The organism is Agrobacterium sp. 16-2014-1-2a (genome assembly GCF_053522705.1).
Map to the genome: position 1 here is coordinate 117,991 of NZ_JBNWBX010000005.1, position 25,922 is coordinate 143,912.

General features: G+C 58.1%; 28 protein-coding genes. 13 read left to right on the forward strand and 15 right to left on the reverse strand.

Annotation, left to right across the window (positions count from 1 at the left end; all coding sequences use genetic code 11):
• The first annotated feature begins 3 nt into the window (after positions 1–3).
• From ACQZ45_RS16560 to ACQZ45_RS16580, 5 genes are all read left to right on the forward strand, one after another.
• Positions 4–744 carry a uroporphyrinogen-III synthase gene (locus ACQZ45_RS16560; RefSeq protein WP_003516705.1) on the forward strand — a complete coding sequence of 247 codons (741 nt, stop codon included), beginning with the start codon at positions 4–6 and terminating at the stop codon, positions 742–744.
• A 73-nt stretch (positions 745–817) separates the two neighbouring features.
• A complete protein-coding gene (locus ACQZ45_RS16565) occupies positions 818–2,260 on the forward strand; it encodes a COG4223 family protein (RefSeq protein WP_113291852.1) in 1,443 nt (480 codons plus the stop codon).
• A 3-nt stretch (positions 2,261–2,263) separates the two neighbouring features.
• On the forward strand, positions 2,264–3,871 hold the full coding sequence (locus tag ACQZ45_RS16570; protein ID WP_113291851.1) for a heme biosynthesis protein HemY: 1,608 nt from the start codon (positions 2,264–2,266) through the stop codon (positions 3,869–3,871).
• 10 nt (positions 3,872–3,881) lie between these two features.
• On the forward strand, positions 3,882–4,370 hold the full coding sequence (locus ACQZ45_RS16575) for a tellurite resistance TerB family protein (RefSeq protein WP_003516699.1): 489 nt from the start codon (positions 3,882–3,884) through the stop codon (positions 4,368–4,370).
• Positions 4,360–5,091 (forward strand): glutamine amidotransferase, encoded by a 732-nt coding sequence (locus ACQZ45_RS16580; RefSeq protein ID WP_003516697.1) that lies wholly within the window; start codon positions 4,360–4,362, stop codon positions 5,089–5,091. Before ACQZ45_RS16575 ends, ACQZ45_RS16580 begins: the two co-directional genes overlap by 11 nt.
• 6 nt (positions 5,092–5,097) lie before the next feature.
• On the opposite strand, the gene ACQZ45_RS16585 is transcribed toward ACQZ45_RS16580, so the two are convergent.
• The gene (locus tag ACQZ45_RS16585) at positions 5,098–6,330 is read right to left on the reverse strand and encodes an MFS transporter (protein WP_003516689.1); all 1,233 of its coding nucleotides are present in this window, start codon (positions 6,328–6,330) and stop codon (positions 5,098–5,100) included.
• 137 nt (positions 6,331–6,467) lie between these two features.
• On the opposite strand from ACQZ45_RS16585, the gene ACQZ45_RS16590 reads away from it, so the two are divergent.
• Both ACQZ45_RS16590 and ACQZ45_RS16595 read left to right on the forward strand, forming a co-directional pair.
• Entirely contained in the window at positions 6,468–6,758 is a 291-nt protein-coding gene (locus ACQZ45_RS16590; RefSeq protein WP_003516688.1) for a YggT family protein, read from the forward strand.
• Positions 6,755–7,051 carry a DUF167 domain-containing protein gene (locus tag ACQZ45_RS16595; RefSeq protein ID WP_113291850.1) on the forward strand — a complete coding sequence of 99 codons (297 nt, stop codon included), beginning with the start codon at positions 6,755–6,757 and terminating at the stop codon, positions 7,049–7,051. Before ACQZ45_RS16590 ends, ACQZ45_RS16595 begins: the two co-directional genes overlap by 4 nt.
• A 30-nt stretch (positions 7,052–7,081) precedes the next feature.
• On the opposite strand, the gene ppa is transcribed toward ACQZ45_RS16595, so the two are convergent.
• From ppa to ACQZ45_RS16615, 4 genes are all read right to left on the reverse strand, one after another.
• Positions 7,082–7,615, reverse strand: a complete 534-nt coding sequence (gene ppa / locus ACQZ45_RS16600; protein WP_003516686.1) for an inorganic diphosphatase — start codon at positions 7,613–7,615, stop codon at positions 7,082–7,084.
• 169 nt (positions 7,616–7,784) lie between these two features.
• Positions 7,785–8,291: a GNAT family N-acetyltransferase gene (locus tag ACQZ45_RS16605; protein WP_003516685.1), complete on the reverse strand. Its 507-nt coding sequence runs from the start codon at positions 8,289–8,291 to the stop codon at positions 7,785–7,787.
• Between the two features lie 214 nt (positions 8,292–8,505).
• The gene (typA, locus tag ACQZ45_RS16610) at positions 8,506–10,326 is read right to left on the reverse strand and encodes a translational GTPase TypA (RefSeq protein ID WP_003516684.1); all 1,821 of its coding nucleotides are present in this window, start codon (positions 10,324–10,326) and stop codon (positions 8,506–8,508) included.
• Positions 10,327–10,475: 149 nt separating this feature from the next.
• Positions 10,476–12,536, reverse strand: coding sequence for a M3 family metallopeptidase (locus tag ACQZ45_RS16615; protein WP_025594564.1), 2,061 nt, complete (start codon positions 12,534–12,536; stop codon positions 10,476–10,478).
• Positions 12,537–12,712: 176 nt separating this feature from the next.
• On the opposite strand from ACQZ45_RS16615, the gene ACQZ45_RS16620 reads away from it, so the two are divergent.
• The 3 genes from ACQZ45_RS16620 (at position 12,713) to ACQZ45_RS16630 (ending at position 14,925) form a co-directional block, all read left to right on the forward strand.
• A complete protein-coding gene (locus tag ACQZ45_RS16620) occupies positions 12,713–13,138 on the forward strand; it encodes a hypothetical protein (protein ID WP_025594566.1) in 426 nt (141 codons plus the stop codon).
• A 132-nt stretch (positions 13,139–13,270) separates the two neighbouring features.
• Entirely contained in the window at positions 13,271–13,726 is a 456-nt protein-coding gene (locus ACQZ45_RS16625) for a MarR family winged helix-turn-helix transcriptional regulator (protein WP_113291849.1), read from the forward strand.
• A 20-nt stretch (positions 13,727–13,746) separates the two neighbouring features.
• Complete coding sequence (locus ACQZ45_RS16630; RefSeq protein WP_080800730.1) at positions 13,747–14,925, forward strand: multidrug effflux MFS transporter; 1,179 nt, start codon at positions 13,747–13,749, stop codon at positions 14,923–14,925.
• 55 nt (positions 14,926–14,980) lie between these two features.
• Here ACQZ45_RS16630 and ACQZ45_RS16635 read toward each other — a convergent pair whose 3' ends face one another.
• Positions 14,981–16,204 (reverse strand): argininosuccinate synthase, encoded by a 1,224-nt coding sequence (locus ACQZ45_RS16635; protein WP_003516677.1) that lies wholly within the window; start codon positions 16,202–16,204, stop codon positions 14,981–14,983.
• 339 nt (positions 16,205–16,543) lie between these two features.
• Here ACQZ45_RS16635 and ACQZ45_RS16640 point away from each other — a divergent pair, with 339 nt between their 5' ends.
• Both ACQZ45_RS16640 and ACQZ45_RS16645 read left to right on the forward strand, forming a co-directional pair.
• A complete protein-coding gene (locus ACQZ45_RS16640) occupies positions 16,544–17,398 on the forward strand; it encodes an SDR family NAD(P)-dependent oxidoreductase (protein ID WP_003516675.1) in 855 nt (284 codons plus the stop codon).
• A gap of 151 nt (positions 17,399–17,549) precedes the next feature.
• The gene (locus tag ACQZ45_RS16645; RefSeq protein ID WP_003516674.1) at positions 17,550–18,197 is read left to right on the forward strand and encodes a LysE family translocator; all 648 of its coding nucleotides are present in this window, start codon (positions 17,550–17,552) and stop codon (positions 18,195–18,197) included.
• Between the two features lie 45 nt (positions 18,198–18,242).
• Here ACQZ45_RS16645 and ACQZ45_RS16650 read toward each other — a convergent pair whose 3' ends face one another.
• The 7 genes from ACQZ45_RS16650 to ACQZ45_RS16680 all read right to left on the reverse strand — a co-directional run bounded on the left by ACQZ45_RS16650 (position 18,243) and on the right by ACQZ45_RS16680 (position 24,052).
• Entirely contained in the window at positions 18,243–19,037 is a 795-nt protein-coding gene (locus ACQZ45_RS16650) for an ABC transporter ATP-binding protein (protein WP_019566037.1), read from the reverse strand.
• On the reverse strand, positions 19,034–19,915 hold the full coding sequence (locus ACQZ45_RS16655) for an ABC transporter permease (RefSeq protein WP_003516669.1): 882 nt from the start codon (positions 19,913–19,915) through the stop codon (positions 19,034–19,036). Before ACQZ45_RS16655 ends, ACQZ45_RS16650 begins: the two co-directional genes overlap by 4 nt.
• Positions 19,916–20,011: 96 nt before the next feature.
• Positions 20,012–20,965, reverse strand: a complete 954-nt coding sequence (locus ACQZ45_RS16660) for an ABC transporter substrate-binding protein (RefSeq protein ID WP_065688681.1) — start codon at positions 20,963–20,965, stop codon at positions 20,012–20,014.
• 108 nt (positions 20,966–21,073) lie between these two features.
• A complete protein-coding gene (gene rlmN / locus ACQZ45_RS16665) occupies positions 21,074–22,246 on the reverse strand; it encodes a 23S rRNA (adenine(2503)-C(2))-methyltransferase RlmN (protein WP_075807724.1) in 1,173 nt (390 codons plus the stop codon).
• A 266-nt stretch (positions 22,247–22,512) separates the two neighbouring features.
• Complete coding sequence (locus ACQZ45_RS16670) at positions 22,513–23,016, reverse strand: invasion associated locus B family protein (protein WP_003516662.1); 504 nt, start codon at positions 23,014–23,016, stop codon at positions 22,513–22,515.
• Between the two features lie 298 nt (positions 23,017–23,314).
• Positions 23,315–23,695, reverse strand: coding sequence for a YkvA family protein (locus tag ACQZ45_RS16675; protein ID WP_003516660.1), 381 nt, complete (start codon positions 23,693–23,695; stop codon positions 23,315–23,317).
• Positions 23,696–23,746: 51 nt separating this feature from the next.
• Complete coding sequence (locus tag ACQZ45_RS16680) at positions 23,747–24,052, reverse strand: 4a-hydroxytetrahydrobiopterin dehydratase (RefSeq protein ID WP_113291848.1); 306 nt, start codon at positions 24,050–24,052, stop codon at positions 23,747–23,749.
• A gap of 80 nt (positions 24,053–24,132) precedes the next feature.
• Between ACQZ45_RS16680 and ACQZ45_RS16685 the strand changes: the two genes are divergently transcribed.
• Positions 24,133–24,612 (forward strand): low molecular weight protein-tyrosine-phosphatase, encoded by a 480-nt coding sequence (locus ACQZ45_RS16685; protein ID WP_065688683.1) that lies wholly within the window; start codon positions 24,133–24,135, stop codon positions 24,610–24,612.
• On the opposite strand, the gene thpR is transcribed toward ACQZ45_RS16685, so the two are convergent.
• Entirely contained in the window at positions 24,546–25,139 is a 594-nt protein-coding gene (gene thpR, locus ACQZ45_RS16690) for an RNA 2',3'-cyclic phosphodiesterase (RefSeq protein ID WP_003516655.1), read from the reverse strand. The genes ACQZ45_RS16685 and thpR overlap by 67 nt on opposite strands.
• 68 nt (positions 25,140–25,207) lie before the next feature.
• On the reverse strand, positions 25,208–25,858 hold the full coding sequence (locus ACQZ45_RS16695) for an arylesterase (protein WP_025594574.1): 651 nt from the start codon (positions 25,856–25,858) through the stop codon (positions 25,208–25,210).
• Positions 25,859–25,922: the final 64 nt, after the last annotated feature.

A 25,922-nucleotide genomic window follows, 5' to 3' on the forward strand; every position in this document is an offset into this window, starting at 1 on the left:
CCGATGCGGATCGTCGTCACCCGGCCGCTTCGTTCGGGCGAAAAGACGGCCGCAAAGCTTGAAGCCCTCGGTCACGAGCCGGTGCTTCTTCCGCTGTTTCATCCCGTCCACCACGGCGAGCGCGCCATATCAGCGCTATCGGAGCCGCTGTCGGCCATTGCCGTGACCAGCGCCGAGGCCTTGCGGGCGCTTAGAGATTTCCGCCACCGACTTGCGCCCCATCTTTCGAAACCGCTTTTCGCCGTCGGCGAGGCGACGGCGGAAGCGGCGAGGGAAATCGGCTTCCAAAACATCCTCACCGGATCTGGTGATGCGGTGGCTCTCGCGGGGCTTGTCTCGGAGCATCGCCCCCTAACGGAGAGCACAGATCCATTGCTCTATCTTGCCGGCACACCGCGAGGCGCCGTGTTCGAGGACGGCATTGCCGCCGCGGGAATTTCCTTCCGAACCGTCGATTGTTACGAAATGCAGCCGTCAGATCTTTCAGACGATATGCTCGAAACAGCACTTGTGAAGACAGCTGCCGATGTGGTCCTGCTCTATTCGTCGGAAGCCGCACGGGCCTTTTTCCGCCACGCATCGTCGGAAAAATATGTGGCGGCGCTGACCACCACACAATTCGTCTGCATCAGCCGCAATGTGCTTTCACTGGTTCCGGAAATCTTCCGCGCGAACGCCGCAGCCGCCGAAGGGGCAAACGAGGCAGCCATGTTTGAACTTCTCCACCGAAAGTCTGGAACCTAATTCAGGCTCGCCTCTTTCCTTTGCCGCCGTCACTGACTAGGTTTAGACTATTGCAGGCAGAAATGAGGTTGTCATGGTATCGGGAAAGCCGCCACGCCACTCCAAGTCAAACGCCGAACCGGTCACCATCGACCTGGACGCAAAAGACGTGAAAGCAATTTCCGCCGACGTGGATGCTGCAAAGACTGATGACAAGACCGGCGAGACGACACCGGCAGCAGCTCAGCCAAACGTTCCTCCCAAGCCAGAAGCAGCCGAAACGTCCAGCCCGGCTCCCGTTTGGGAACAGACGCATAAAACACCCATGGAGCCTGCACCGAACGTTCACAAGGCGGAACCGGCAACCGGCAAGCCCCAGGTGGAAAAACCTGCCGACAAACAGCCCGAGACAGCTTCGCCGAAACCCGAAGCGAAACCGGTGACCAGCGCGACTGACGCAAGCGCTGCTTCCGCTTCCGCGGCGGGCGCAAAGCCTGCGACTTTTGCTTCCACATCGTCGTCCGCAGCATCCGGAAGCGCGACTACTGGTGCAAAGCCATCGACAGGCGCGTCATCCTCCGGACCGGCCAAGCCATCCACGCCACAGCAACCCGCGCGCAAACAGGCGGCAACCTCCGGTGTGATCGCGGCGGGTATCGTGGGTGGCCTCGTGGCGCTCGCAGCTGCTGGCAGCATGCAATATGCCGGCATTCTACCCTCGTTTAATGTGAGCAAGACCGGAAGCGATGAGATTGCCGCATTGAGAACCGAGCTAGGGAGCCTGCGTCAGCAGCTCGCCAATGTTCCCGCGGCAGGAGGGGATACCTCGGCGCTGGAACAGCGCATCGCCGCTCTTGAGGGCGCAAAGGGCGAAGCCCCGCAGGTGGACGCACTTTCGGAAAAAATAACCGCGCTGGAATCCGCGCTCACGTCAGAGCGTTCCGCGCAGGCCTCAGCAACGGCGGAGCTGACACGCCGCCTGACTGACGCGGAAACCAAGATCAATGAACCGCGCGACGATATAGAAGTCGCCCGCGCCATCGCGTCGGCCGCACTGAAAGCCGCGATTGATCGCGGTGGGCCGTTCCTCACTGAACTCGACACATTGTCTAAGGTAACCCCGGACGATCCGGCAATCGCATCCTTGCAGTCTTTCGCCGCAACCGGCGTGCCATCGCGCTCGGAGCTGATGCAGAAATTCCCCGACGTTGCGAATGCGATGCTCTTGGCGATCAATCGGCCCGACCCCAATCAGGGCATCATGGAACGTCTGACGGAAAGCGCCTTTTCGCTGGTGAAGGTCCGCCCCGTCGGAAACATCGAAGGCGAGACCCCCGACGCCATGATCGCGCGCATGGAAAACAAGTTGCGCAACGGAGATCTGCAGGGTGCGGCACTTGAATGGAATGGGCTTCCCGAGGCCGCCAAGACAGCATCCGCCGACTATAAAAAATCTCTGGATGCGCGCATCGAGGTCGAAAACCTGGTGAGAGGCACGTTAAACCGCGCCATCACCAGCACCGGCAAGCAGGGGTAAGGCATGACCAGAATTCTGACTTTCGTCCTCATCGTTCTGGCGCTCGGTTTCGGTTTCTCCTGGCTGGCGGACAGGCCCGGTGTCCTCTCACTCGTCTGGCAGGGCCAGCTGATCGAAATGAGCCTGATGGTCGCCGCCTCCATCGTTGCTGCATTCGTTGCGGCCGTCATGCTGGTCTGGTGGGTCGTCAATGCCATATGGACATCGCCGAACGCGGCACGACGCTATTTTCGCGCCCGCAAGCGTGACCGTGGTTATCAGGCGCTCTCCACCGGCCTCATCGCCGCCGGCGCCGGCAATGCCATTCTGGCCCGCAAGATGACTGCCCGCACGCAGGGGCTTCTCAGTGCTGATCAGGAGCCGCTGATCCACCTGCTTGATGCGCAGGCCGACCTCATCGAAGGCAAATATGACGAGGCGCGGCGCAAATTCGAGGCGATGGCCCGCGATCCTGAAACCCGCGAACTTGGCCTTCGCGGCCTTTATATCGAGGCGCGCCGACAGGGAGCCCATGAAGCAGCCCAGCAATATGCCGAGGACGCAGCCGAAAAAGCCCCTTACCTGCCCTGGGCAGCACAGGCGACGCTGGAAACCCGCTGCCGCAACGGCGAGTGGGATGACGCGATCCGCCTGCTCGACCAGCAAAAAGCAGCCGGCGTTATCCAACGCGGCGAGGCTGAGCGGCTGAAAGCTGTGCTTCTTACCGCAAAGGCCGGTGAAAAACTGGAGAGCGACCCAGTGGGTGCACGCGAAGACGCAAAACAAGCCCTGAAGCTTGCAAAAAGCCTTGTGCCCGCAGCATTGATCGCAGCAAAATCCTATCTGCGCGAAGACAATCTGCGCAAGGCCGCAGCGGTTCTGGAACCGGTATGGAAGAACGATCCCCACTCGCAGATCGCCGATCTCTATGTTCGGGCGCGCAGCGGCGATACGGCCATCGATCGCCTTAAACGTGCCGAACGGCTTGAGAGCCTGAAACCCAACAACATCGAATCCCTGTTTGCCGTGGCGCAGGCAGCTCTCGACGCCAAGGAATTTGCCAAGGCGCGTGCCAAAGCGGAAGCCGCCGCCCGGATCGAGCCGCGCGAAAGCATCTTCCTGCTGATGGCCGACATCGAGGAAGCCGAAACCGGCGATCAGGGGCGGGTGCGTTACTGGATGGCGCAGGCGCTGCGCGCACCACGTGATCCCGTCTGGGTGGCAGATGGTGTCACTTCGGAGAAATGGCTTCCGGTTTCGCCCGTGACAGGCCGTCTCGACGCCTTCGAGTGGAAAGCGCCTTTTGGCCAGCTTGAAGGACCTGTCGAAGACCTGACAATCGAAAATGCGATTGCGGCAGCACCGGCAAGGACCGAACAGGCTCCGACCCCGATCGTTGTTGAAGTGGCACCTCAGCCCATTGTTGTGACGAAACCCGCACCCATCGAGGTCAAGCCGGACGTATCTGCCCCGAAGGAGAAAAAGCCGGCAACAAATGAAGTTCCGGTGGAAGCCAGGCCAGCGGATGCGAAGACAGAACCAGTGCCATTTTTCGGTGGTGCACCGGATGATCCCGGCGTCAAGAAACCCGGCGTGGAAGCCGAACCCAAAACCCGGCTAAAACTCTTCTGACAGGCTATCGATGTTCAACCAGATCCAGTCGTTTATTCAAAACCTCGTTGGCCAGCATGCGGATGAATTCAGCCCCGATGATCTGAGGGTCGCGGTGGCCGCCCTCTGTTTTCAGGTAATGGAAGCGGACGGCACGGTCTCCAAAAGCGAGCGTGATCGCCTTCGTGAGATCCTCCACGACTATTATCATCTCGATGCCGGCAAGCTGGACGCGCTTCTTGCCGCCGGCCAGGAGGCCGGCAAGGAAGCGGTAGACTATTATCGCTTCACCACCGACATCCGCCGCCATCTCGATGAAGAGCAGCGCGTGGAGCTTATTGGCATCCTCTGGGATATTGTTTACGCTGACGGCGAACGAAGCGAGATGGAAGATCATGTGATCTGGCGCGTGGCCGATCTACTCGGTGTTTCCGTGCGCGACAGGGTTCTGCAACGTCAGCAGGCCGCCACCAGGTCAGGACCCGCTGAAGAAAGCGAAAACGAAGACGATGCTGTTTGACCCCTCCAGGCAACAGAGAAAACAACCTTCGCTGCTCGTCATCCTGCATCAGGAACGTTCCACGCCGGGCCGCGTCGGCCAGATGCTGGTGGAAAAAGGCTATCGGCTGGATATAAGGCGCCCCGCGCTTGGAGACGATCTGCCGCAAACGCTGGAGAAACATGCGGGCGCCATCATCTTCGGCGGCCCGATGAGCGCCAACGACCCGCATGACTATATCAAAGCCGAAATTGACTGGCTGAAAGTGCCGCTGAAGGAAAACAAACCCTTTCTCGGTATCTGCCTCGGCGCACAAATGCTGTCCAAACATCTGGGTGGTAAGGTAGAGGCCGACCGTGAAGGCAAGGTGGAAATCGGCTGGTATCCGCTTCATGCGACCGAACACGGGCGATTGCTGATGCCGCATTGGCCGAAGATGGTCTATCATTTCCACCGCGAAGGGTTCGATTTGCCGCGGGGAGCGGAGCTTCTGGCATCGGGCGAAACCTATCCCAACCAGGCTTACCGATACGGAAAAAACGCCTGGGGCCTTCAGTTTCACGCAGAACTGACCCGCGCGATGATGCACAGCTGGGTGGTGCGTGGCGCACAGCGCTTCGGTATGCCCAATGCACAGGTCGGCAGCCAGCATCTGGAGGGGCGCATGTTGTTCGACACACCGCTCCGGTCCTGGCTTGGCAATTTCCTTGATCTGGTTTTCGAAGGCAAACCGCAGCGCTGATGCGCGTCAGCGTGGTGCATCCAGATTGTCGATCCTGCGCAGCTTCGAAAAGCCGAGTGCCCAGATGACCGCAACCGCAAGCGTGCCCGCCCCGCCGATGACGACGGCTGGCACGGCCCCGACGACATGGGCCATGGTGCCGGCACGGAACTCACCCAGCTCGTTGGACGCCCCGACAAACACCATGTTCACCGCATTCACGCGCCCGCGCACCTCATCCGGCGTCCAGAGCGCAATCAACGTTTCCCGCACATAAACCGACACCATGTCCGATGCGCCCATGACCACCAAAGCGGCAATCGACACCCATGCGGTTTGAGAAAGTCCGAACACCACGGTGGAAATGCCGAAAAACCCGACACCGACGAACATCAGCAGGCCGGCATGGTGGCGGATGGGCCTGAACGCCAGAATGACCGCGACGGTTATGGCGCCGATACCGGGTGCCGCGCGCAGAAGCCCAAGCCCCCAAGGCCCGAGTGTCAGCACTTCCTTGGCGAAAATCGGCATCAGGGCGACAGCGCCGCCGAGCAACACGGCAAAAAGATCGAGCGAGATGGCGCCGAGAACCACTTTTTCCTGCGAGATGAATTTGAACCCGGCCAGCATGGTCTCGAGGCTGATCGCTTTTGCCGGACCCCGTTGCTCCGGTTTGCGGATCGTCACCGCCAGCATAGCGGACACGATGAACAGCACGAGCGCCACGCTATAGGCCACGGAAGCGCCGAGACCATAAAGCAGGCCACCGGCGACAGGGCCAAGAATGGACGCCATCTGCCATGAAGAGGAGTTCCAGGCGATGGCGTTCGGCAAATCCTCGACAGGCACAAGATTGGGAGCCAGCGATTGCACCGCCGGCCCCATGAAAGCCCGCTCTATGCCGAACACGACGAGAATGGCAAAGACCGGCCAGGGAGAAAAGCTGTGTGCCAACGTCAGGCCGAGCAGAGCCGCCGCGCAACCGGCCGCGATCAGAAGGCATACGGCCATAATGCGCCGGCGATTGTGCCTGTCCGCCACCGTTCCAGTGACAAGGATCAAAAGCAGCGATGGCAGAAACTGGAAAAGACCGATCAAGCCGAGATAAAAGGCATTGCCGGTGACCTCATACATCTGCCAGCCCACGGAAACGCTAACGATCTGGATTGCGAAGGCCGAAAAAAACCGGGCGCTGAAAAAACGGCGATAGGAACTATGCCGGAATGCACCGAAGCGGTTTTCGGCAGAAGGCAGGGACATCGGCTGGGTGCTCTCGAGACAATATGAGAAGTCTGCAATAGAGCGATACGACAAGAATCGCCAGCCCTATAGGCGCAACACTTGCCGGTTCACGAGCGAATGTCTAAATGTCTTGCAATCAAGATACGGAGATATTGATGCTTGCCCTGTTTCAGACCATCGATCTGGCTTTGAACCTCTATACGTGGGTGCTGATCGCCAGCGCCATTTTTTCCTGGCTTTACGCCTTCAACGTCATCAACTCCCGCAACCAGTTCGTGAATGCCATCGGCAGCTTTCTGGTCAACGTCACCGAGCCGGTTCTGCGCCCAATCCGTAGCATTCTGCCTAATCTCGGCGGCATCGATATTTCGCCGATCATCCTGCTGCTGATCATCTTCTTCATCCGCTCCTTCATGTGGAATACGCTCTATCCCATGGTCGCTTGAGCGACCTCTGGCAAAAACACGGCGATCACATACGCCTGTCCGTTCGCCTCACCCCGAACGGGGGACGCGATGCCATTGACGGCGTGGAGCAGGATGCTGACGGAAATGCCCATCTGAAGGGCCGCGTCAGCGCAGTACCTGAAGGCGGCAAGGCGAACAAGGCCCTGGTCATTTTGCTGGCGAAAAAACTCGGACTGCCCAAATCGTCCATCACCTTCATTTCAGGTGAAACAGCGCGTAAAAAAATCCTCCGGATCGATACCGACCCGGAGGATTTCGAAAAAGCTTTTTAGAAAGCTGGGAGTCTAAAGCAACGGCTGAAATCAGCCCTGCGTCTTGTAGCGCTCGATGGCTTCGACGATAAGCTTCTTGGCAACGTCGACATCCTGCCAACCGCCCATCTTCACCCACTTGCCGGGCTCCAGATCCTTGTAGTGCTCGAAGAAGTGCTCGATCTGCTTCAGCGTGATTTCCGGCAGGTCGGTGTAGTTGTGGACCTTGTCGTAACGGCGCGTCAGCTTCGGAACCGGAACGGCGAGGATCTTCTCGTCCTTGCCGCCGTCGTCTTCCATGATCATGACGCCGATGGGGCGCACATTGATCACGCAGCCAGGAACCAGCGGGCGGGTATTGCAGATAAGAACGTCGATCGGGTCGCCATCGTCGGAAAGCGTGTGCGGCACGAAGCCATAGTTACCCGGATAGGTCATTGGCGTGTAGAGGAAGCGATCGACGATCAGCGCACCGGCGTCCTTGTCCATCTCGTACTTGATCGGCTGGCCGCCAACCGGCACCTCGACAATAACATTCACGTCTTCCGGCGGATTCTTGCCAATGGAAATTGCATCGATACGCATTCGCTTCCCTCATTCGACGGGGTTGGATTTGGTTTTCGATACTGGGAAAGTCGCCGTATTGCAACATGGCTTTAGGCGGATAAGGCAGAATGCCGAATTTGAGGGCATCGGGATTGCGAATGGCCGACCGGAAAAAATGAAACCGGCGTGAAATCACCCGGCTGCGTACTCAGTTCCAGACGAAACCGATCTTGCGTAGTGACCTACCGCCGAAATCTTCCATGCCCTCGGCGATGTCCCGGCCGCCATGCGAACGGAAAAACCGATTGGCGACCTCGCTATCTTCGAGGCACCAGACCACAACACCGTTGCAGCCGAGCGAGGTCAGCAGCCGGCGAGCTTCCGTGAACAGCAGCGAGCCAAGCCCGATGCCCTGATATTCCGGCCGCAGATAAAGCTCGTAGATTTCGCCGTCATGCGGCAGCCCACGCGCACGGCTTAAGCCCAGCGTGGCATATCCGGCAACCACGCCCTTCACTTCCACCACCAGCATGGTTGCGGAACCCCGGGTCGCCTTCTTCCACCAGATTTCGCCGCGGCGCTCCAGCATCTGCGTCAGCGGTCGGTGCGGGATCAGCCCGGCATAGGCCTGTTGCCATGACAGACGGTGCGCTTCGGCTATTGCGCGCGCATCTTGCGGTTCGGCTCGGCGAACATCTATGGATAACGTTTTCATAACGCGATTCTGGCCCCGACCATGAAAACTTGCCAGCCATAAAGGTTAACGACAGCAAGCTTACCCACAGCCTATTCATGTGGACGACCGAGAAAAATTAACGCATCCTTAACCTTTGACACAAGGGTCTTTCGACTCATGCACAAATAAAACATGCGCATAAAAAAACCCGGCTCGCGGCCGGGTTTTTTCAATTCTTGACGGGAAGCCGCAATCAAACTGCGAGCTTCGCCTTTTCGAAACGCTTGCGATCGTTGGCGTCGAGGAACATCTTGCGCAGACGGATGGACTTCGGCGTCACTTCCATCAGCTCGTCGTCCTGGATCCAGGAAAGCGCGCGGTCGAGCGTCATGCGGATCGGCGGCGTCAGCTTTACGGCTTCATCCTTGCCGGCGGCGCGGATGTTGGTCAGCTGCTTGCCCTTCAGCACGTTCACTTCGAGATCGTTATCGCGAGAGTGAATGCCGATAATCATTCCGGCATAAACCTTCTCACCCGGCTCGATGATCATCGGGCCACGATCTTCCAGGTTGAACATGGCGTAGGCGACAGCTTCGCCCGAACCGTTCGACAAAAGAACGCCGTTAACGCGACCAGCAATCGCACCCTTGTACGGCTGATAGTCGTGGAACAGACGGTTCATGATCGCCGTGCCGCGCGTGTCGGTCAAAAGTTCCGACTGGTAGCCGATCAGGCCGCGGGTCGGAGCGTAGAACTTCAGACGAACGCGATTACCGCCGGAGGGACGGAGTTCAGCCATTTCAGCCTTGCGCTCGGACATCTTCTGAACGACGACGCCGGAGTGCTCTTCATCGACGTCGATCACGACTTCTTCGATCGGCTCCATCATGGCGCCGTTCTCATCCTTGTGCATGACAACGCGCGGACGCGAAACTGCAAGCTCGAAGCCTTCACGACGCATCGTTTCGATGAGAACTGCCAGCTGCAATTCGCCACGCCCGGAAACGAAGAACGAATCCTTGCCTTCAGCCTCTTCAATCTTCAGCGCGACGTTGCCTTCGGCTTCCTTGAACAGACGGTCGCGGATGACGCGGCTCGTGACCTTGTCGCCTTCGGTGCCGGCAAGCGGGCTGTCGTTGACGATGAAGGACATGGTAACGGTCGGCGGATCGATCGGCTGTGCGGTCATCGCCTCGGTGACGGAAGGGTCACAGAAGGTATCGGCAACAGTGCCCTTGGAAAGACCAGCGATGGCGACGATGTCACCCGCATGGGCCTCATCGATGGACGTGCGCTCAATGCCGCGGAATGCGAGGATCTTGGAAATACGACCGGTTTCGATCGTCTTGCCGTCCTGGCCAAGTACCTTCACGGCCTGGTTCGGCTTGATCGAACCGGAAGCGATACGGCCGGTGATGATACGGCCGAGGAAGGGGTTGGCTTCGAGGATGGTACCGATCAGACGGAACGGACCTTCTTCAACCGTAGGCTCCGGAACATGCTCGAGAACCAGATCGAGCAACGGTGCAAGACCCTGATCCTTCGGACCTTCTGGGTTGACGTTCATCCAGCCGTCACGGCCGGAACCGTAAAGGATCGGGAAGTCGAGCTGCTCGTCGGTAGCATCGAGGTTTGCGAAAAGGTCGAAAACTTCGTTGATGACTTCTTCATGGCGGCCATCCGGACGGTCGATCTTGTTGATCGCGACGATCGGACGAAGACCAACCTTCAGCGCCTTGCTGACGACGAATTTCGTCTGCGGCATCGGGCCTTCGGAACTATCGACCAGAACGATCGCGCCATCCACCATCGACAGGATACGCTCAACTTCGCCGCCGAAATCGGCGTGGCCGGGGGTGTCGACGATGTTGATGCGAACACCCTTCCACTCCACCGAAGTCGCCTTGGCAAGAATGGTGATGCCGCGTTCCTTTTCGAGATCGTTGCTATCCATCACGCGTTCCGCAACGCGCTGGTTGTCGCGGAACGAGCCGGACTGCTTCAGAAGCTCGTCAACGAGCGTCGTTTTTCCATGGTCAACGTGCGCGATAATCGCGATGTTGCGAATTGCCATTGTTCAAAATCTCTGAGGTTGGGCGCTACCGTCGGGAGATGCGCCAATTTAGTTTGGCGCGCTCATAACCTTTTTTTTGCAAATGCGAAAGGGGGGCATTGTCATATGCCCCCTGCGCTCAGGTTCTAGCTCAAGAATATGACAGTCTTTTATACGAGGCCGCGCTTCAAAAGCATGGCATCGGGACTTGGCATCTTGCCGCGAAAAGCGAGATAGGCCTCCTCCGGATCGATCGAGCCACCGACTGAATAGATATTCTCTTTCAGCTTGCGCGCCATTTCACCATCGAAGGCATTGCCGGTTTCCTCGAAGGCAGAAAACGCGTCGGCGTCCAGCACCTCCGACCACATGTAGGAATAATAACCGGCCGAATAACCATCACCGGAAAACACATGCTGGAAATGTGGCGTCGCATGCCGCATGACAATGGACTTCGGCATGTTCAGGGCGGAAAGCACCTCACCTTGCACGACCATGGGATCGCCGACGCTGTCACGGGTATGGAACGCCATATCGACGATAGCCGAAGAAGTGAATTCCACCGTGCTGAAACCGGCATTGAAGGTCTGTGCTGCCAGAACCTTGTCCAGCAGCGCCTTTGGCATCGGCGCCCCGGTTTCATAATGCAGGGCATATTTCTCCAGAATTTCCGGCACGGTCAGCCAGTGTTCGTAAAGCTGCGACGGCAACTCGACGAAATCGCGCGACACACCCGTTCCGGAAACGGAAGGATAGGTGACATCAGATAACATGCCGTGCAGGGCGTGGCCGAATTCGTGAAACAGCGTGCGCGCATCATCGAGCGAAAGCAGCGCAGGCTTCCCCTCTGCCGGTTTTGCAAAATTGCAGACATTGTAGATGATCGGTATTTCACCGACAGTGCCGTTCTTCAAAGGCAGCTTGTGCTGCGACTGGAACGAACTCATCCACGCGCCGGAACGCTTGGACGGGCGGGCGAAATAATCGCCGAGGAACATGGCCTTCAGGTCGCCCTTGTCGTCGCGGATTTCAAAAACCCGCACATCGGGATGATAGGCGGCGACACCCTTGATCTCGACGGCACGAATTGCAAAGAGCCGGTTGGCCACATCGAAACACGCATCGATGATCTTTTCCAATTGCAGATACGGTTTCAATTCAGTTTCGGAGAAGCTGAATTTCTGTGCCCGCAGCTTTTCGGCGTAATGGCGCCAGTCCCAGGGCATCACCTCGTGGTTCTTGCCCTCCGCGGCGATGATGGCGGCAAGTTCAGCCTCCTCCTCACCTGCGCGCAGCACGGCCTTTTCCCAGACCTGGCCCAGAAGACCGTTCACGGCATCCGGCGTTTTTGCCATCGTGTCGTCCAGCTTGTAGGCAGCAAAATTCTTGTAGCCGAGAAGCTGTGCCTTTTCCTCACGCAGTTCCAGCGTACGGCGGACGGTTGCGCGGTTGTCGGTATCGCCACCATTTTCGCCGCGAGCCACCCAGGCCTTGAAGGCTTGCTCGCGCAAGTCGCGGCGTTCGGAGAAGGTCAGGAATGGCTCGATGATGGAGCGGGAAAGGGTAACGGCAAATTTGCCGTCTTCGCCATGTTCGCGCGCGGCACCCGCCATGGCATCACGCAGAAAACCGGGAATGCCGGAAAGCTCGTCGTCGGTAGAAAGCAGAAGTTTCCAGCTCTTTTCATCCGCCAGAACATTCTGCCCGAATTTGGCGCCGAGACCGGCAAGCTCTTCATTGATGGCCGCCAGACGCTCCTGACGGTCCTTCTGCAACTTTGCGCCGGAGCGCACGAAACCCTTCCAGTGCCGTTCGAGAACGCGTTTTTCCTCGCCGATCAGGGAAAGCGCATCGCGCGTTTCCCATAGCGTGTCGATGCGTCTGAACAGCGACTCGTTCATGCCGATCTTGGAATAGTGCCGTGACATTTTCGGCGCGATTTCCCGCTCCAGTGCCTGAATGACGCTGTTGGTGTGGGCACCCGCCTTATTCCAGAACAGCGCCGAAATGCGCGAGAGTTCGTCGCCGGCGATTTCAAGCGCGGTCACGGTGTTTTCGAAGGTCGGCGCCTGCGGATTGCCGGCAATCGCATCGATTTCCTGTTCATGGGACAAAAGGGCGGCTTCAAAGGCCGGAGCAAAATTCTCATCCTTGACCGCATCGAATTTCGGCAGACCGTTCTGACCGTTCCAGGTAACGAGTGCGGGATAGGGCGCGGTCGTGGATGGCATTTCATCTTCCTTGTACAATTCCGGTTTACGCCCATATGGGCATGCCTCCACCGCCAATTCAATATGCCGGAATTTGGTGTGGAAGACATGATCGTCAACGCCGCCAAGTATTGACCGGCATGGCGACGGCATGTTTTGATTTCTCGCAATAATATCCCATGATGGAGATATGTATTATGGAGATTTATTCTTTAAGGTCTGCCAATAGTTTCCTTTTCAGGGACAATCCCAAAAACAGCAGCCCCGTGGGAAGCCCCGATTTCGGCAAGGCAGCCCCATCCGACGCGGCCACCGGCTTTGAAGAAACGATAGACCGCATCGATTTCACCCGTGTCAGCCCCCGGCAATTGCGGGAAATCGCGCAGGAATATTACGATACCGGAAAAATCAGCCACGATACCTGGCTTGAGCTTTCGTCCGAACTTCCGGCACAGACGCTGAATGCCAATGGCGAGGTGATTGACATTGCCGACGTGACCGACGACACGGATTTCGACTTTGTGACGTATTTTTCTGACCGGATCGAGATTGCCCGTTCCATTGGCACGACGGATGAAGTGGAAAAAATGCAGGGTGTATTGTCTTTTTTTGCTTCGACGTGACGATGACAGGCAATGTTGTTGGACGTCCGCAATCAAACTGACGAATACTTTACGCAATTTTCGATAATATGATTTATGCGCCATTGCTTATCGTCCGAAACTTAGTAAGGCTGACTTACCAAAAGGCGAAGCATGGGCACACGCGAAAAAGATTCATTGGCATTTTTGCTGAACAGCGGCGCACGCCTGCTGAACAGTGCATTTGAGCGCCGTATCTCGGAAGCCGGACTGGGCCTTACCCCCGGCGAGGCAAGAGCATTGCTGACAGTTGCGGTTATCGATGGCAGCAAGCAGGCTGACATCGCCGCCCGTCTCGGCATCGAACCCATGACGATCTGCGCCTATCTCGACAAGTTGCAGTCACTCAATCTGATAGAACGCCGGCAGGACCCGCAGGACAGGCGTTCCAAACGTATCGTCCTGACGAAAACATCCGCCGACATGCTGGAAGCTGTCGGTCACGAAATCGACCAGCTCGTTCTTCAGGCCACACAGGGACTGAACGAAGAGGAAGTCGCGCTTTTCCGTAGCTTCCTGCAGACGCTTCGCAACAATCTGCAACCGGAACAGCAGGGCCAGAACGGCTGATCGCAATGTCGAAAACGATCATGTCCAGAAAACGCACGGCTTTGCTCGGAGCATTGCTGACAGCGCTGGCGCCCATTTCCATGTCGATTTACACGCCGGCCATGCCGGAACTGACACGGGTTTTCGCAACCAGCGACTCCGCCATAAAACTCAGCCTGTCGCTCTATTTTGCCGGTTTTGCCTTAGCCCAATTGCTTGCCGGGCCGGCATCCGATGCCTTCGGACGGCGCAAGGCGAGCCTCGTCTTCCTGTCGATCTTTCTGGGCGGCGGTGTGCTCGCCCTCTTGGCCCCAACCATCGAAGTGCTGCTGTTCGCGCGCCTCGTTCAGGGCATCGGCGCTTCCGTTGGCATGACTGTTGCGCGCGCCGTGGTGCGCGATCAGTTCACCGGCCCGGAAGCCTCCAGCATCATGAACCTCATCGGCATCATGCTGGCGATCGGCCCTGCGATGGGGCCGACGATCGGTGGTCTGTCGCTTGCGGCTTTTGGCTGGCAATCGGTGTTTTTCCTCATGGCCGGTCTCGGAGCTATCGCCATCCTTTCGGTGGTGCTTTTTCTGCGTGAAACGACGGTGCCTGACAAAACCAGGATCCGACCCCGACACCTTCTGTCGGCCTATGGCACATTGCTGAAGCAGCCGCGTTTTCTTCTGGCCGCCCTCGTGCTCGGCGGCTCCATCGGCGCACTTTATGCGCAAGCCACCATGCTGACCTTCATCCTTATCAACGAAGTCGGCATGTCCCCCACGGCCTTCGGTGTCGGCATGCTGATGCAAACAGGCGCCTATTTCTTCGGTTCGATTGCGTTGCGTTACATTGCGCCAAGACTGGGCGACCGGCGTTCCGTCGTGCTTGGCCTTTGTTTTTCCGGCACGGGCGGTCTTCTCATCATGCTGTCGGTTTTCCTCGTGCCGCCATCCTTCCTCTCCATCATGGGACCCGTCGCGGTGGCGACGGTCGGGATCGCGCTGTTGACGCCTTCGATGGTCACGGCGGCCCTCGCCCCCTTCCCGCATATCGCCGGCTCGGCATCGGCCATGATGGGTTTCATCCAGATGGGATCTGGTTTTGCGGGTGGGGCAATGGCCTCGCTCATTGGTTCCCCGCTGACCAGCTTCGGCATCATCATTCCGGTTATGGAATTCGTGGCCGTTGCCAGCTACATCGGCTTTCGCGCCGTTTCCAGAAGAGAGACATGAAAAAACCCGCAGGCGTTGCCACCTGCGGGTTTTTCCAATTCATGCTTCAGCAGAATTACTTGCCGAGATTACGCTTCGCAAGGGTGCGCAGGCGCAGGGCATTGAGCTTGATGAAGCCAGCTGCGTCCTTCTGGTCATAAGCACCGTGGTCGTCCTCGAACGTCACCAGCGCGTCGGAATAGAGCGACTTCGCGCTCTCGCGGCCAGTCACCATGACATTGCCCTTGTAGAGCTTCAGCGTCACTTCGCCTTCCACATGCTCCTGGCTCTTGTCGATCAGGGCCTGCAGCATCTCGCGCTCGGGCGAGAACCAGAAGCCGTAATAGATGAGTTCGGCGTAACGCGGCATCAGATCGTCCTTCAGATGCGCGGCACCCCGGTCGAGCGTGATGGATTCGATCGCACGATGCGCAGCCAGCAGGATGGTGCCGCCGGGCGTTTCGTAGACGCCACGCGACTTCATGCCGACGAAGCGGTTCTCGACCAGATCGAGACGGCCGATGCCGTTTTCGCGACCATAATTGTTGAGCGTCGCCAGAAGCGTGGCAGGCGACATTTCCACACCATTGATGGAGCAGGCATCACCCTTGCGGAAACCGACCTTGATAACGGTTGCCTTGTCAGGCGCCGCTTCCGGGGAAATGGTGCGCATGTGCACATATTCCGGGGCTTCCTTAGCCGGGTCTTCCAGAACCTTGCCCTCGGACGAGGAGTGCAGCAGGTTGGCGTCGACGGAGAACGGCGCTTCGCCCTTCTTGTCCTTGGCCACGGGAATCTGGTTCTTTTCGGCAAATTCCAGAAGGTCGGTCCGGCTCTTGAAAGTCCAGTCGCGCCATGGGGCGATGATCTTGATATCCGGGTTCAGCGCATAGGCCGAAAGCTCGAAACGGACCTGGTCGTTGCCCTTGCCGGTGGCGCCATGCGCAATGGCATCGGCGCCGGTCTTCTTGGCGATCTCGATCAGGTGCTTGGAAATCAGCGGGCGGGCGATGGAGGTACCGAGCAGATAGACACCTTCATAAACGGCGTTGGCACGGAACATCGGAAAAACGAAATCACGCACGAACTCTTCGCGGACGTCCTCGACGAAGATTTCCTTGATGCCCAGCAACTCGGCCTTCTTGCGCGCCGGCTCAAGCTCTTCGCCCTGGCCGAGATCGGCGGTAAAGGTCACGACCTCAGCGCCGAGTTCCGTCTGAAGCCACTTCAAGATGATCGAGGTGTCGAGGCCGCCGGAATAGGCGAGAACGACTTTCTTAACGTCTTTCGGGAGTGCCATTATGATGTCCATCTGCATGATGACGGCATCGGGGTACCGCCATTTCCTTGGGATTTCGGCACTTTTACAGTGCAACCCGAAAACTGTGAAGCGATTTTCGGAAAAGATGCCCGACAAAACAACGAATAGGACGAAAGGGCAATAGGCATTTGCGAAAGGTCAGATCCCCGCAACAGCGCGTCATGACTGGAACGAACGAATTGTCACATGCATTATGCGATTTCGCGCTTTAACATGAAGCGGCGCGATCAACTTGAAGACCGTGAATGAAGCCACTCAGGGTGCAGGCAACGTTGCAAACGGCTGGAAACAGCACAAAACGACGCGAAAGGAAAACCTATGACGACCATCCACCCCGCATTCAAGGAAGATAATGTCGCCGTCATCACCGGCGCGGCCTCCGGTATCGGACTTGCCGCTGCCCGGAAATTTGCCGGTTTCGGCATGAGCGTCGTCCTCGTCGATCTCGACGGTGACAGGCTTGCCGCAGCGCATGCTGATATTCTGACCATCGCAAAGGACGGCGAAGCACAGATCGTCGCAATACCGACCGACGTGTCGAAACTCGATGAGCTTGAGGCGCTGGAACGCGCTGTCATCCAGCGTTTCGGGCGGGTTCATGTGTTGATGAACAATGCCGGCATCCAGCCGGGCAGCGCCATCTTCGGCGCTCAGGCCAACTGGGAAAAAGTCATCAACGTCAACCTGATGGGTGTCGTGAACGGCAGCCGGGTGTTTGGGCAGGGCATGGTCGCCCATGGCGAGGCCGCGCTCATCATCAATACCGGTTCGAAACAGGGCATCACCACCCCGCCGGGCGATCCGGCCTATAATGTCTCGAAGGCCGGCGTCAAAGCCTTCACGGAAGCGCTACAGCACGAGCTGCGCAATATTCCGAACAGCGCGGTTTCCGCCCATCTCCTGATCCCCGGTTTCGTCTTCACCGGCCTCACGGCAAATGGCAGGACGGAAAAACCAGCAGGAGCCTGGACCGGCGAGCAGACCGTTGATTTCATGATCGAGAGCATCGCCAGGGGCGATTTCTACATTCTCTGCCCGGATGGCGAAGTGGATCGCCCGACGGACGAGAAACGTATTCTTTGGGCCGCTCAAGACATCGTCCAAAATCGTCCGCCACTGTCGCGCTGGCACACCGAATATTCCGCCGCCTTCACCAGCTTCCTCAAAAACTGATCGCCCGACGCCGCCGCACTTTGAAAGTTGCGGCGGCTATCCACTTTTGATCATCCCCGGTTTTCGTACCAATGTCCCGGCGCGCAAAAACATTGGCAGAAACGCGAATTCGCGTTAAGCAACGGCAGTCTCCAGCTTTACGGGTGCCGCGATGGATTTCGTTCCGAGCCTGCCAACACTTGCCGCCTTCACCGTCGCCATCCTGCTTCTGGCGGTAACGCCCGGTCCTGACATGACGCTATGGATCAGCCGGTCAATACGCGAGGGCCGGGCAGCGGGTTTCATGACCCTTGTGGGCACCAATCTCGGTATTACCGTGCATACGATGCTGGTTGCCTTCGGCGTCGCGGCCCTCATCGTCGCATCGCCGACAGCCTTCCTCATCCTGAAGACCGGCGGGGCCGCCTATCTTGTCTGGCTCGCCATTCAGGCGATCCGCAAGGGCTCGGATTTCGTGATGGTCAAGACCACGGGCGAAAAACAGCAATCTTCACTGAAATCCGCCTTGCTGAACGGTATTTGGGTCAATCTGCTCAATCCAAAGGTCATCATCTTTTTCATGACCTTCCTGCCGCAATTCGTCAGCGCATCCGATCCGCATGTAACCGGCAAGCTTATTTTCCTTGGGCTCTGGTCAATCATCGTGGCGCTGCCGATCGGCATCGGCATCGTCGTTGCCGCCGATGTGCTGTCGGCCTGGCTCCAGCGCAACAAGAAGGTTCTGCGCGGGCTGGATTATACGATCGCCGGTGTATTTTCGCTTTTCGCCGTCAAGATTTTCCTCACCCAGACGCGATGACGCACAAATAAAAAAGGCGCCCGCAGGCGCCTTTCGGATAACTCATCAGCCGATCAATAGCTCATCGTCATCAAGCGTCTGGCCGCGTATCTTGCGGAACATGTCGATAAGATCTTCGACCTGAAGACCCTTGCGGCTTTCGCCGGACACATCGAGCACGATCTCACCGGCGTGCAGCATGATCGTGCGGTCGCCATAGTCCAGCGCCTGACGCATGGAATGGGTAACCATCAGCGTCGTCAGCTTGCGCTCGGAAACCACCTTGCGGGTCAGCTCCATCACGAACTCCGCCATGCCGGGATCGAGTGCTGCCGTATGTTCGTCAAGCAGCAACACGTCCGAACCGGAAAGCGTTGCCATGACAAGCGAGACCGCCTGCCTTTGCCCGCCGGACAACAGGTCCATGCGGTCCTTCAAACGATTTTCCAGACCGAGATTGAGCGAAGCGATACGCTCCCGGAAGAAATCCCGCCTGCCGCGCCCAAGCGCCGGCAACAAGCCGCGACGCTCTCCGCGAGACGCCGCAAGCGCAAGGTTCTCCTCAATTGTGAGCGCGCCACAGCTGCCAGCCAATGGGTCCTGAAACACGCGCGCCACCCGCCCAGCCCGGCTGGCGGTCGTTTTGCGTGTGACATCGGCGCCACCAACCATCACCTTTCCGGCCGTCGGCAGGACATCGCCCGCGAGAACGCCGAGAAGTGTGGATTTGCCGGCACCGTTGGAGCCGATCACGGTAACGAAGGAACCATCCTCGATGGTAAGATCGATCTTGGCCAGCGCCTGCTTTTGCAGCGGTGTGCCACGCCCGAAGATGACCTGAATGTCGGAAAGGGAAATCACGATGTTGCTCCCCCGCGGCGCAGTCGAGGCAGGATCAATGCAATGGCTACCAGTACCGCCGTAACGAAATTGAGATCGGAGGCCTTGAGACCCAGCACATCGCTCGACAAAGCGAGCTGGATGGCAAGGCGGTAGGCGATGGAGCCGAAAACACAGCCGATGAGCGCAATCAGAATGCCCCGCGAGCCGAACAGCGTTTCGCCGATGATGACGGCCGCAAGCCCGACGACGATGGTGCCGACACCGGCAGTCACATCGGCAAAGCCATTGGTCTGCGCAAAAAGCGCGCCGCCGAGCGCGACCAGTGCATTCGAAAGCGCCATGCCAAGATAGATCTGGTTGCCGGTCTTCACCCCTTGGGCGCGCGCCATCCGCGCATTCGCGCCCGTCGCCCGCATGGCAAGGCCCGCGTCGCTCTCAAGGAAACGCCAGACGAGAATGACAGCGAGCAATACCAGAACGCCGATAAAGAGTGGCCGCACGAGATATTCGGAAAGACCGAGACCGTAGAACGGCGAGATCATCGTATCCTGATTGAGCAGCGCCACATTCGGTTTTCCCATCACCCGAAGGTTCACCGAAAATAGCGCGATCATCGTCAGGATTGACGCAAGCAGGTTGAGTATCTTGAACCGAACGTTGAGCGTGGCCGTAACGATGCCAGCACCGGCGCCGGCAACCATCGCAATCGCCGTCGCGACCCAGGCATTGAGGCCGGCGATGATCATCACTGCCGCAACGGCTGCGCCGAGCGGAAAGGAACCGTCAACGGTCAGATCAGGAAAATCAAGTACCCGGAAAGCGAGATAGACGCCGATCGCCACGAAGGCGAAGACCAGTCCCAGTTCCACGGCACCCCAGAAAGCGATTTGGCTCACGGTAATGTCCTTGTTATTGCCGCCGCGTCGGCGGATACGGGCACCATTGCGTGCCGCGCAAAACGGGCGGCGAGTGACCGCCGCCCGAAGTCCGGTTTAGTCGATGACCTTGGTGGCGCGCTTCGTCACACTTTCGGGGAAGGTGACGCCAGCTTTTTCAGCAGCCTTCTTATTGATCACCAGATCGGTGCCGACGGCAACGGTTGCCGGAATGTCGCCGGGCTTCTCACCCTTGAGAATGCGAACAACGACAGCACCGGTCTGCTTGCCAACGTCGTAATAATTGAAGCCGAGAGCCGCAACCGCACCGCGCGCAACGGAATCCGTATCGGCGGCATAAAGCGGAATTTTCGCCTCACTCGCAACGCCAGCTGCCGCCTCGAAAGCGGAAACGATGGTATTGTCGGTCGGCACGTAGATCACGTCGGCCTTGCCGACCAGTGCGCGCGTCGCGCCCTGCACTTCGGCGGATTTTGTGGCGACAGATTCAACGACCTTCAGGCCGGCCTTTTCAGCCTCAGCCTTCAGCGCTGCAAGCGTCGAGACGGAGTTGGCCTCGGCGGAGTTGTAGATAAAGCCGATGGACTTGGCGTTGGGCGAAATTTCCTTGATCAGCGCCAGATGCTCAGCAACCGGCAGCATGTCGGAAAGTCCGGTCACGTTGCGGCCGGGCTTTTGCATGTCCTTAACGAGCTGTGCGCCAACCGGATCGGAAACAGCCGTGAAGACAACCGGAATGTCGCGCGTCGCTGCAACGACAGCCTGGGCGGACGGTGTGGAGATCGGCACGATGACATTGGGGGCTTCGCCCACGAACTGACGCGCAATCTGCGCTGCGGTGCCTGGATTACCCTGCGCGGACTCGTAGAGGAACTTGAGGTTCTCGCCTTCCTTGTAACCGGCTTCGGCAAGCGCTGCCTTGACGCCGTCACGTGCGGCGTCAAGCGCCGGATGTTCGACAATGGCGGTGACGGCAACGGTGACGTTTTCAGCCTTGGCCGGCAGAACGAGGGCGCTCGCGGCTGCGAGCGCCAGAATGAATGCACGCATAGGTATCCTCCAGTTGGTTTCTTATTGCCGTCTTATTAGAAACAAGACCGCCCGAAATCAATCAAAGAACCGTAACGAACCAAGCTTTCTGCCGCGATTGGCGTCGATTCAGTCGTCCGCACCGTGGTTGGCAATCATCATCGCCTCGAAAGCCAGCCTTTCGGTTTTGCGCATGCGCTCGGATTCCGATTTCAGCTGGCCGCAGGCAGCGAGAATATCGCGGCCGCGCGGCGTACGGATCGGCGAAGCGTAACCCGCCTGATTGATGAAATCCGCGAACTTCTCGATCTGCGCCCATTCGGAGCACTGGTAATTCGTGCCTGGCCACGGATTGAACGGAATGAGATTGATCTTGGCTGGAACGCCCCTCAGAAGCTGCACCAGCATCTTGGCGTCTTCCAGACTGTCGTTCACATCCTTCAGCATCACATATTCGAAGGTGATGCGGCGGGCGTTGGAGACACCCGGATAATTGCGGCAAGCCTCGATCAGCTCCTTCAGCGGGTATTTCTTGTTGATCGGCACCAGCATGTCGCGCAGATCGTCGCGCACCGCATGCAGTGAAATCGCCAGCATGACGCCGATCTCATCGCCCGTGCGGAAGATTTCCGGCACGACGCCCGAGGTGGACAGGGTCACGCGACGCTTGGAGAGCGACAGGCCGTCACCATCGGTGGCGATCAGAAGTGCGGTCTTCACATGTTCGAAATTGTAGAGCGGTTCGCCCATGCCCATCATCACGATGTTGGAGACCTTGCGGCCTTCGCTCGGCACATAGGCGCCGACCGGCGTCGAACCGTCAGGAAAATCGCCGAGCCGGTCGCGGGCGAGCAGAAGCTGGGAGAGAATTTCCTCGGCCGTCAGGTTCCGCACCAGACGCTGCGTGCCGGTGTGACAGAAGGAACACGTCAGCGAACAGCCCACCTGGCTCGAAATGCAAAGCGTGCCGCGTCCTTCTTCGGGAATATAGACCGTCTCGATCTCGACAGGGCGTCCCGCACCGCGCGGCGGAAAACGCATCAGCCATTTGCGGGTGCCGTCGTTGGAAATCTGCTCCTCGACGATTTCCGGGCGGGCAATGGTGAAGGCTGCTTTCAGCTTTTCCCTGAGTTCCTTGGCAACATTGGTCATGTTGTCGAAATCCGAGACGCCGCGCACATATAGCCAGTTCCACAACTGGCTGACACGCATCTTCACCTGCTTCTGCGGCACGCCGATCTCGGCCAGCGCCTCGCCCATTTCCTCACGCGTCATGCCGATCAGCGACGGCTTGCCGGACATGAGATCGCTATTGGCGATCAGGGGAGTTTTAACTGCCAGACCGGCAGGGGCATGCAATACGGACATCACGCTATCCCATCATCCAATGCATCGCACGACCGGCCTTTAGGAAAGGCGGAAAATCGTCTGCATGTCGAGAAAATCAAAGGCGGAGCACTTTTCGCGCATCCGCCTGTCAATGTTGCCGCGCCTTTAGCATCAAACAAGCAAAAACGCAAATGGCCGGTCGATGACCGGCCAATCACAAAGCTGACGAAGCGTCAGGATTACTTGCAGCTTTCGATCTGCTTGAAAGCAGCCGAAATGCCCGAAAGCGAATAGGAATAGGAAGTCGCGGTGCCGCGGCCGGAGACCGCCTTCACCGTCATCGACTTGCCGCCTTTCATCGCGGCCACGAGAGCGGGTTCTTCGGCAGCATTTTCAACCCAGGCAGCCTTGTCCTTGGTAAACATCACGAAGTTCTTGTTGTCGATCGTGACATTGACCTTGGAGCCCTGCTTCAGCGGGTAACCCACCATGGCCTGCGGCTCGTAGGAAATATTCTGGCCCGGACGCTGCGACACGATGAAGAAGATATCGCCGTGATCGACGCTCGCCGGTTCCTTGGAAGTGGGGATGGAAAGAACGTAGCAGACGGTGCTGTTGCCCGATTTGTACGAATAGGCGCCCCATGCATTGAACTGCTGGATGCGCGTGGGCGACTGTGCAGATGCTACGCCGACGCTGGTCAGCAAAATGGCCACTGCGGTTGCTACACTTCTTACAAACATAGAATTTCCTGCCGGGTTATTGTCTTCCATTGGCCCGAAGCAGCGGCGGGCTCCATGTTTATGGATCGGCCACGTTCAGGTGCGGATCGTCTTTTCTCATTGTGGTCAGGAAGCGGTTACCAAACCGTCAACAACACGTATAAAATGCCGAAAACGTCTTGAAGTGTTACAGATCGGCTACGCCCGCACCCTGAGAAGAAAGGCGTGGCACGCCCTCCCCGTCATGTCTATGACACACAAATTCAGGCAACAATTTGTCACCTGCCCGGCTCCGAGGAGCCTCGTCATCACAGACGTGTTATTCGGCCTCCTGCTGCCGTTTCAGCATGGCATCCGCTGCATCGTAGTGCTCCATCTTGATGTGGGCGCGGATCATCGCAAGCGCGGCCGTAATGACCGCGATGTCGTCGGTAAAACCAACGACCGCCAGCATGTCCGGTATGGCATCAAACGGCATGATGAAATAGGCAAGCGCGGCCAGAATAATGCCCTTGGCACGCAGCGGAGTATCCCGGTCGATCGCGCAATAATAGGCTGCTGCCGCATCGCGCGCGAAGGGCACCTTGGTCATCACACGCTTCAGCTTCGGCCAGAATTTGGCGCGCACGACGCGTTCGCGTTCGCCCTGGCTGCCCGTTTCCCCGGGCAAAAGAATTTCACCGATTTTCACATCATCCATGATCGACGGTCCTCCGGTCACGGTTATTATATGGGAGTTAAAGCCCGCCGTTCAATTCCCACGGCCCATTGCCGCCTTCTGCATGGCCTCCGCGAGCAGAAAATCCCGCTCGGTAACGCCCTGCGAATCGTGGGTGGTGAGGCAGACCCTGACGCGCGAATAGACGTTGGACCATTCTGGATGATGATTGAGCTTTTCTGCCACGAGTGCGGACTCGGCCATGAAACCAAAAGCCTCCGCAAAACTCGCAAATTTGAACGACCGGACGATTGCCGCCCCGTCCTCGCGCAAGGACCAGCCTTCGAGTTTTAAAAGCGCCTGCCGGATGGCTTCCGGTTCAAGTCTGGGATATTTCATGCATCTTGCCTCCGCTTGACATGCGATCCGCTGTTTCGGACAAACATTAACGCCTCAACGACCGGATCGACGCATATTCAATGAAACATACAGCCGTTATTTTTGTCTGCATGGGCAATATCTGCCGCTCACCGCTTGCCGAAGGCATTTTGACAAACCTTGCCGAAACCGGAGGCCTGTCTCGCCAACTCACTGTCGATTCCGCCGGCACCGGCGGTTGGCACACCGGTACCGCCCCGGATCGCAGATCCATCGCAATCGCCCGCAAGCATGGGATCGATATTTCCCTGCAGCGTGCGCGGCAGGTCAGCCAGGCCGATTTCGAGACCTTCGATCTCATCCTTGCCATGGACGGAGGAAATCTCGCGAAACTGCTCCGAAAGGCGCCCGAAAACCGGAAGCACAAAATCCACCTGTTCCTGGACTACGCTTCGGGACGCAACGAAAACGTCCCCGATCCCTACTTCGGTGGCGACGACGGATTTCTGGCCGTCTACAACATGCTTTTTGCAGGATGCAGCTCGTTGCTCGAGAAGATGGCGCTGGACCGCGCTTCGTGAAGCGGGAACACCTCTTCCACGATGTAGGGTCCGCCACCCACCGATTCCTTGGACGACATCAGCACGAAACGACCGACCGTGAAGGCGGATGTGCGGAAATTGCCGCGCCCGGAAAGATACTGCACCACATCGTCCAGCCGTGAAGAGCGCAACCGCGCCAGCGTCACATGCGGCATGAACTTGCGCGGATCCGGCGGCAGGCCGATCCTCTGACAGATTCTTTCGACCTCCGCCTGAAGCGCATTCATTTCCGGCGAGGGGGAAACCCCCGCCCAGATCGAATGCGGTTTCTTGGAGCCGAAGGAACCCATCCCGTTGAGACTGAGCTGGAATTCCGGCCTGTCGATCCGGTCCAGCCTGTCAACGACCTCATCGGCGGTTCTCCCGTCGATATCGCCGATAAAACGCAGGGTTATGTGATAATTCTCCACATCGATCCACCGGGCTCCCGGCAGACCACCGCGCAACAATGACAGGCTCATAGCCGCATTGCGCGGAATTTCGAGGGCGATAAACAGTCTCGGCATGGCGAGCTCCCCGAATCTCTTGGCAGAACAAGCATAGCGAATCATGCAATGCAGGCGGGCGCAAGTGCTTATTTTTTTTGCGCACCGATTGTCTTGATGAAGCTTTCAACAGCCGGCAAAGATTTCTCCACCATCATCGCCACACCCTGCGTATTGGGATGCATCTTGTCCTCCAGCTTCAACTTATCATCCGTCACCACGCCATCCAGAAAAAACGGATAAAGCGGCAGGTTGTATTTTTCTGCAAGCTGCGGATAGATCGGGTTGAAGCGCTTGGCGTAATCGTCACCCATGTTCGGCGGTGCCATAATGCCGACCAGCAGCACCGCTATGTTGCGTTTCTGAAAGCCGGAAATGATGGCGTCGAGGTTCTTTTCCGTCTGTTCCGGCGCAATACCGCGCAACGCATCATTGGCGCCGAGTTCCAGAATGACCCCGTCGGTGCCATCGGGAACCGACCACTCCGCCCGAGCCAGACCGCCTGAGGATGTATCGCCGGACACACCGGCATTGGTGACGGTAACATTGATGCCCTTGGCCTTTAATGCAGCTTCAAGCTGTGCCGTATAGCCATCGGTGGGGGGTAACTGGTAACCCGCCATGAGACTGTCGCCCAGGCCAACCAGTTGCAATGTCCGCTCCTGCGCCATGGCCGCCGAGGCGGAAAAGGCGGCGGCGAAAATGACGATGAAGTGAAACAGGGCAGCTTTAAATCTCATCACGGCTTTCCTAACTTGGTTTGCATTGTCTGAAATACCGTCCGCATCGACACCGCCAGACTGT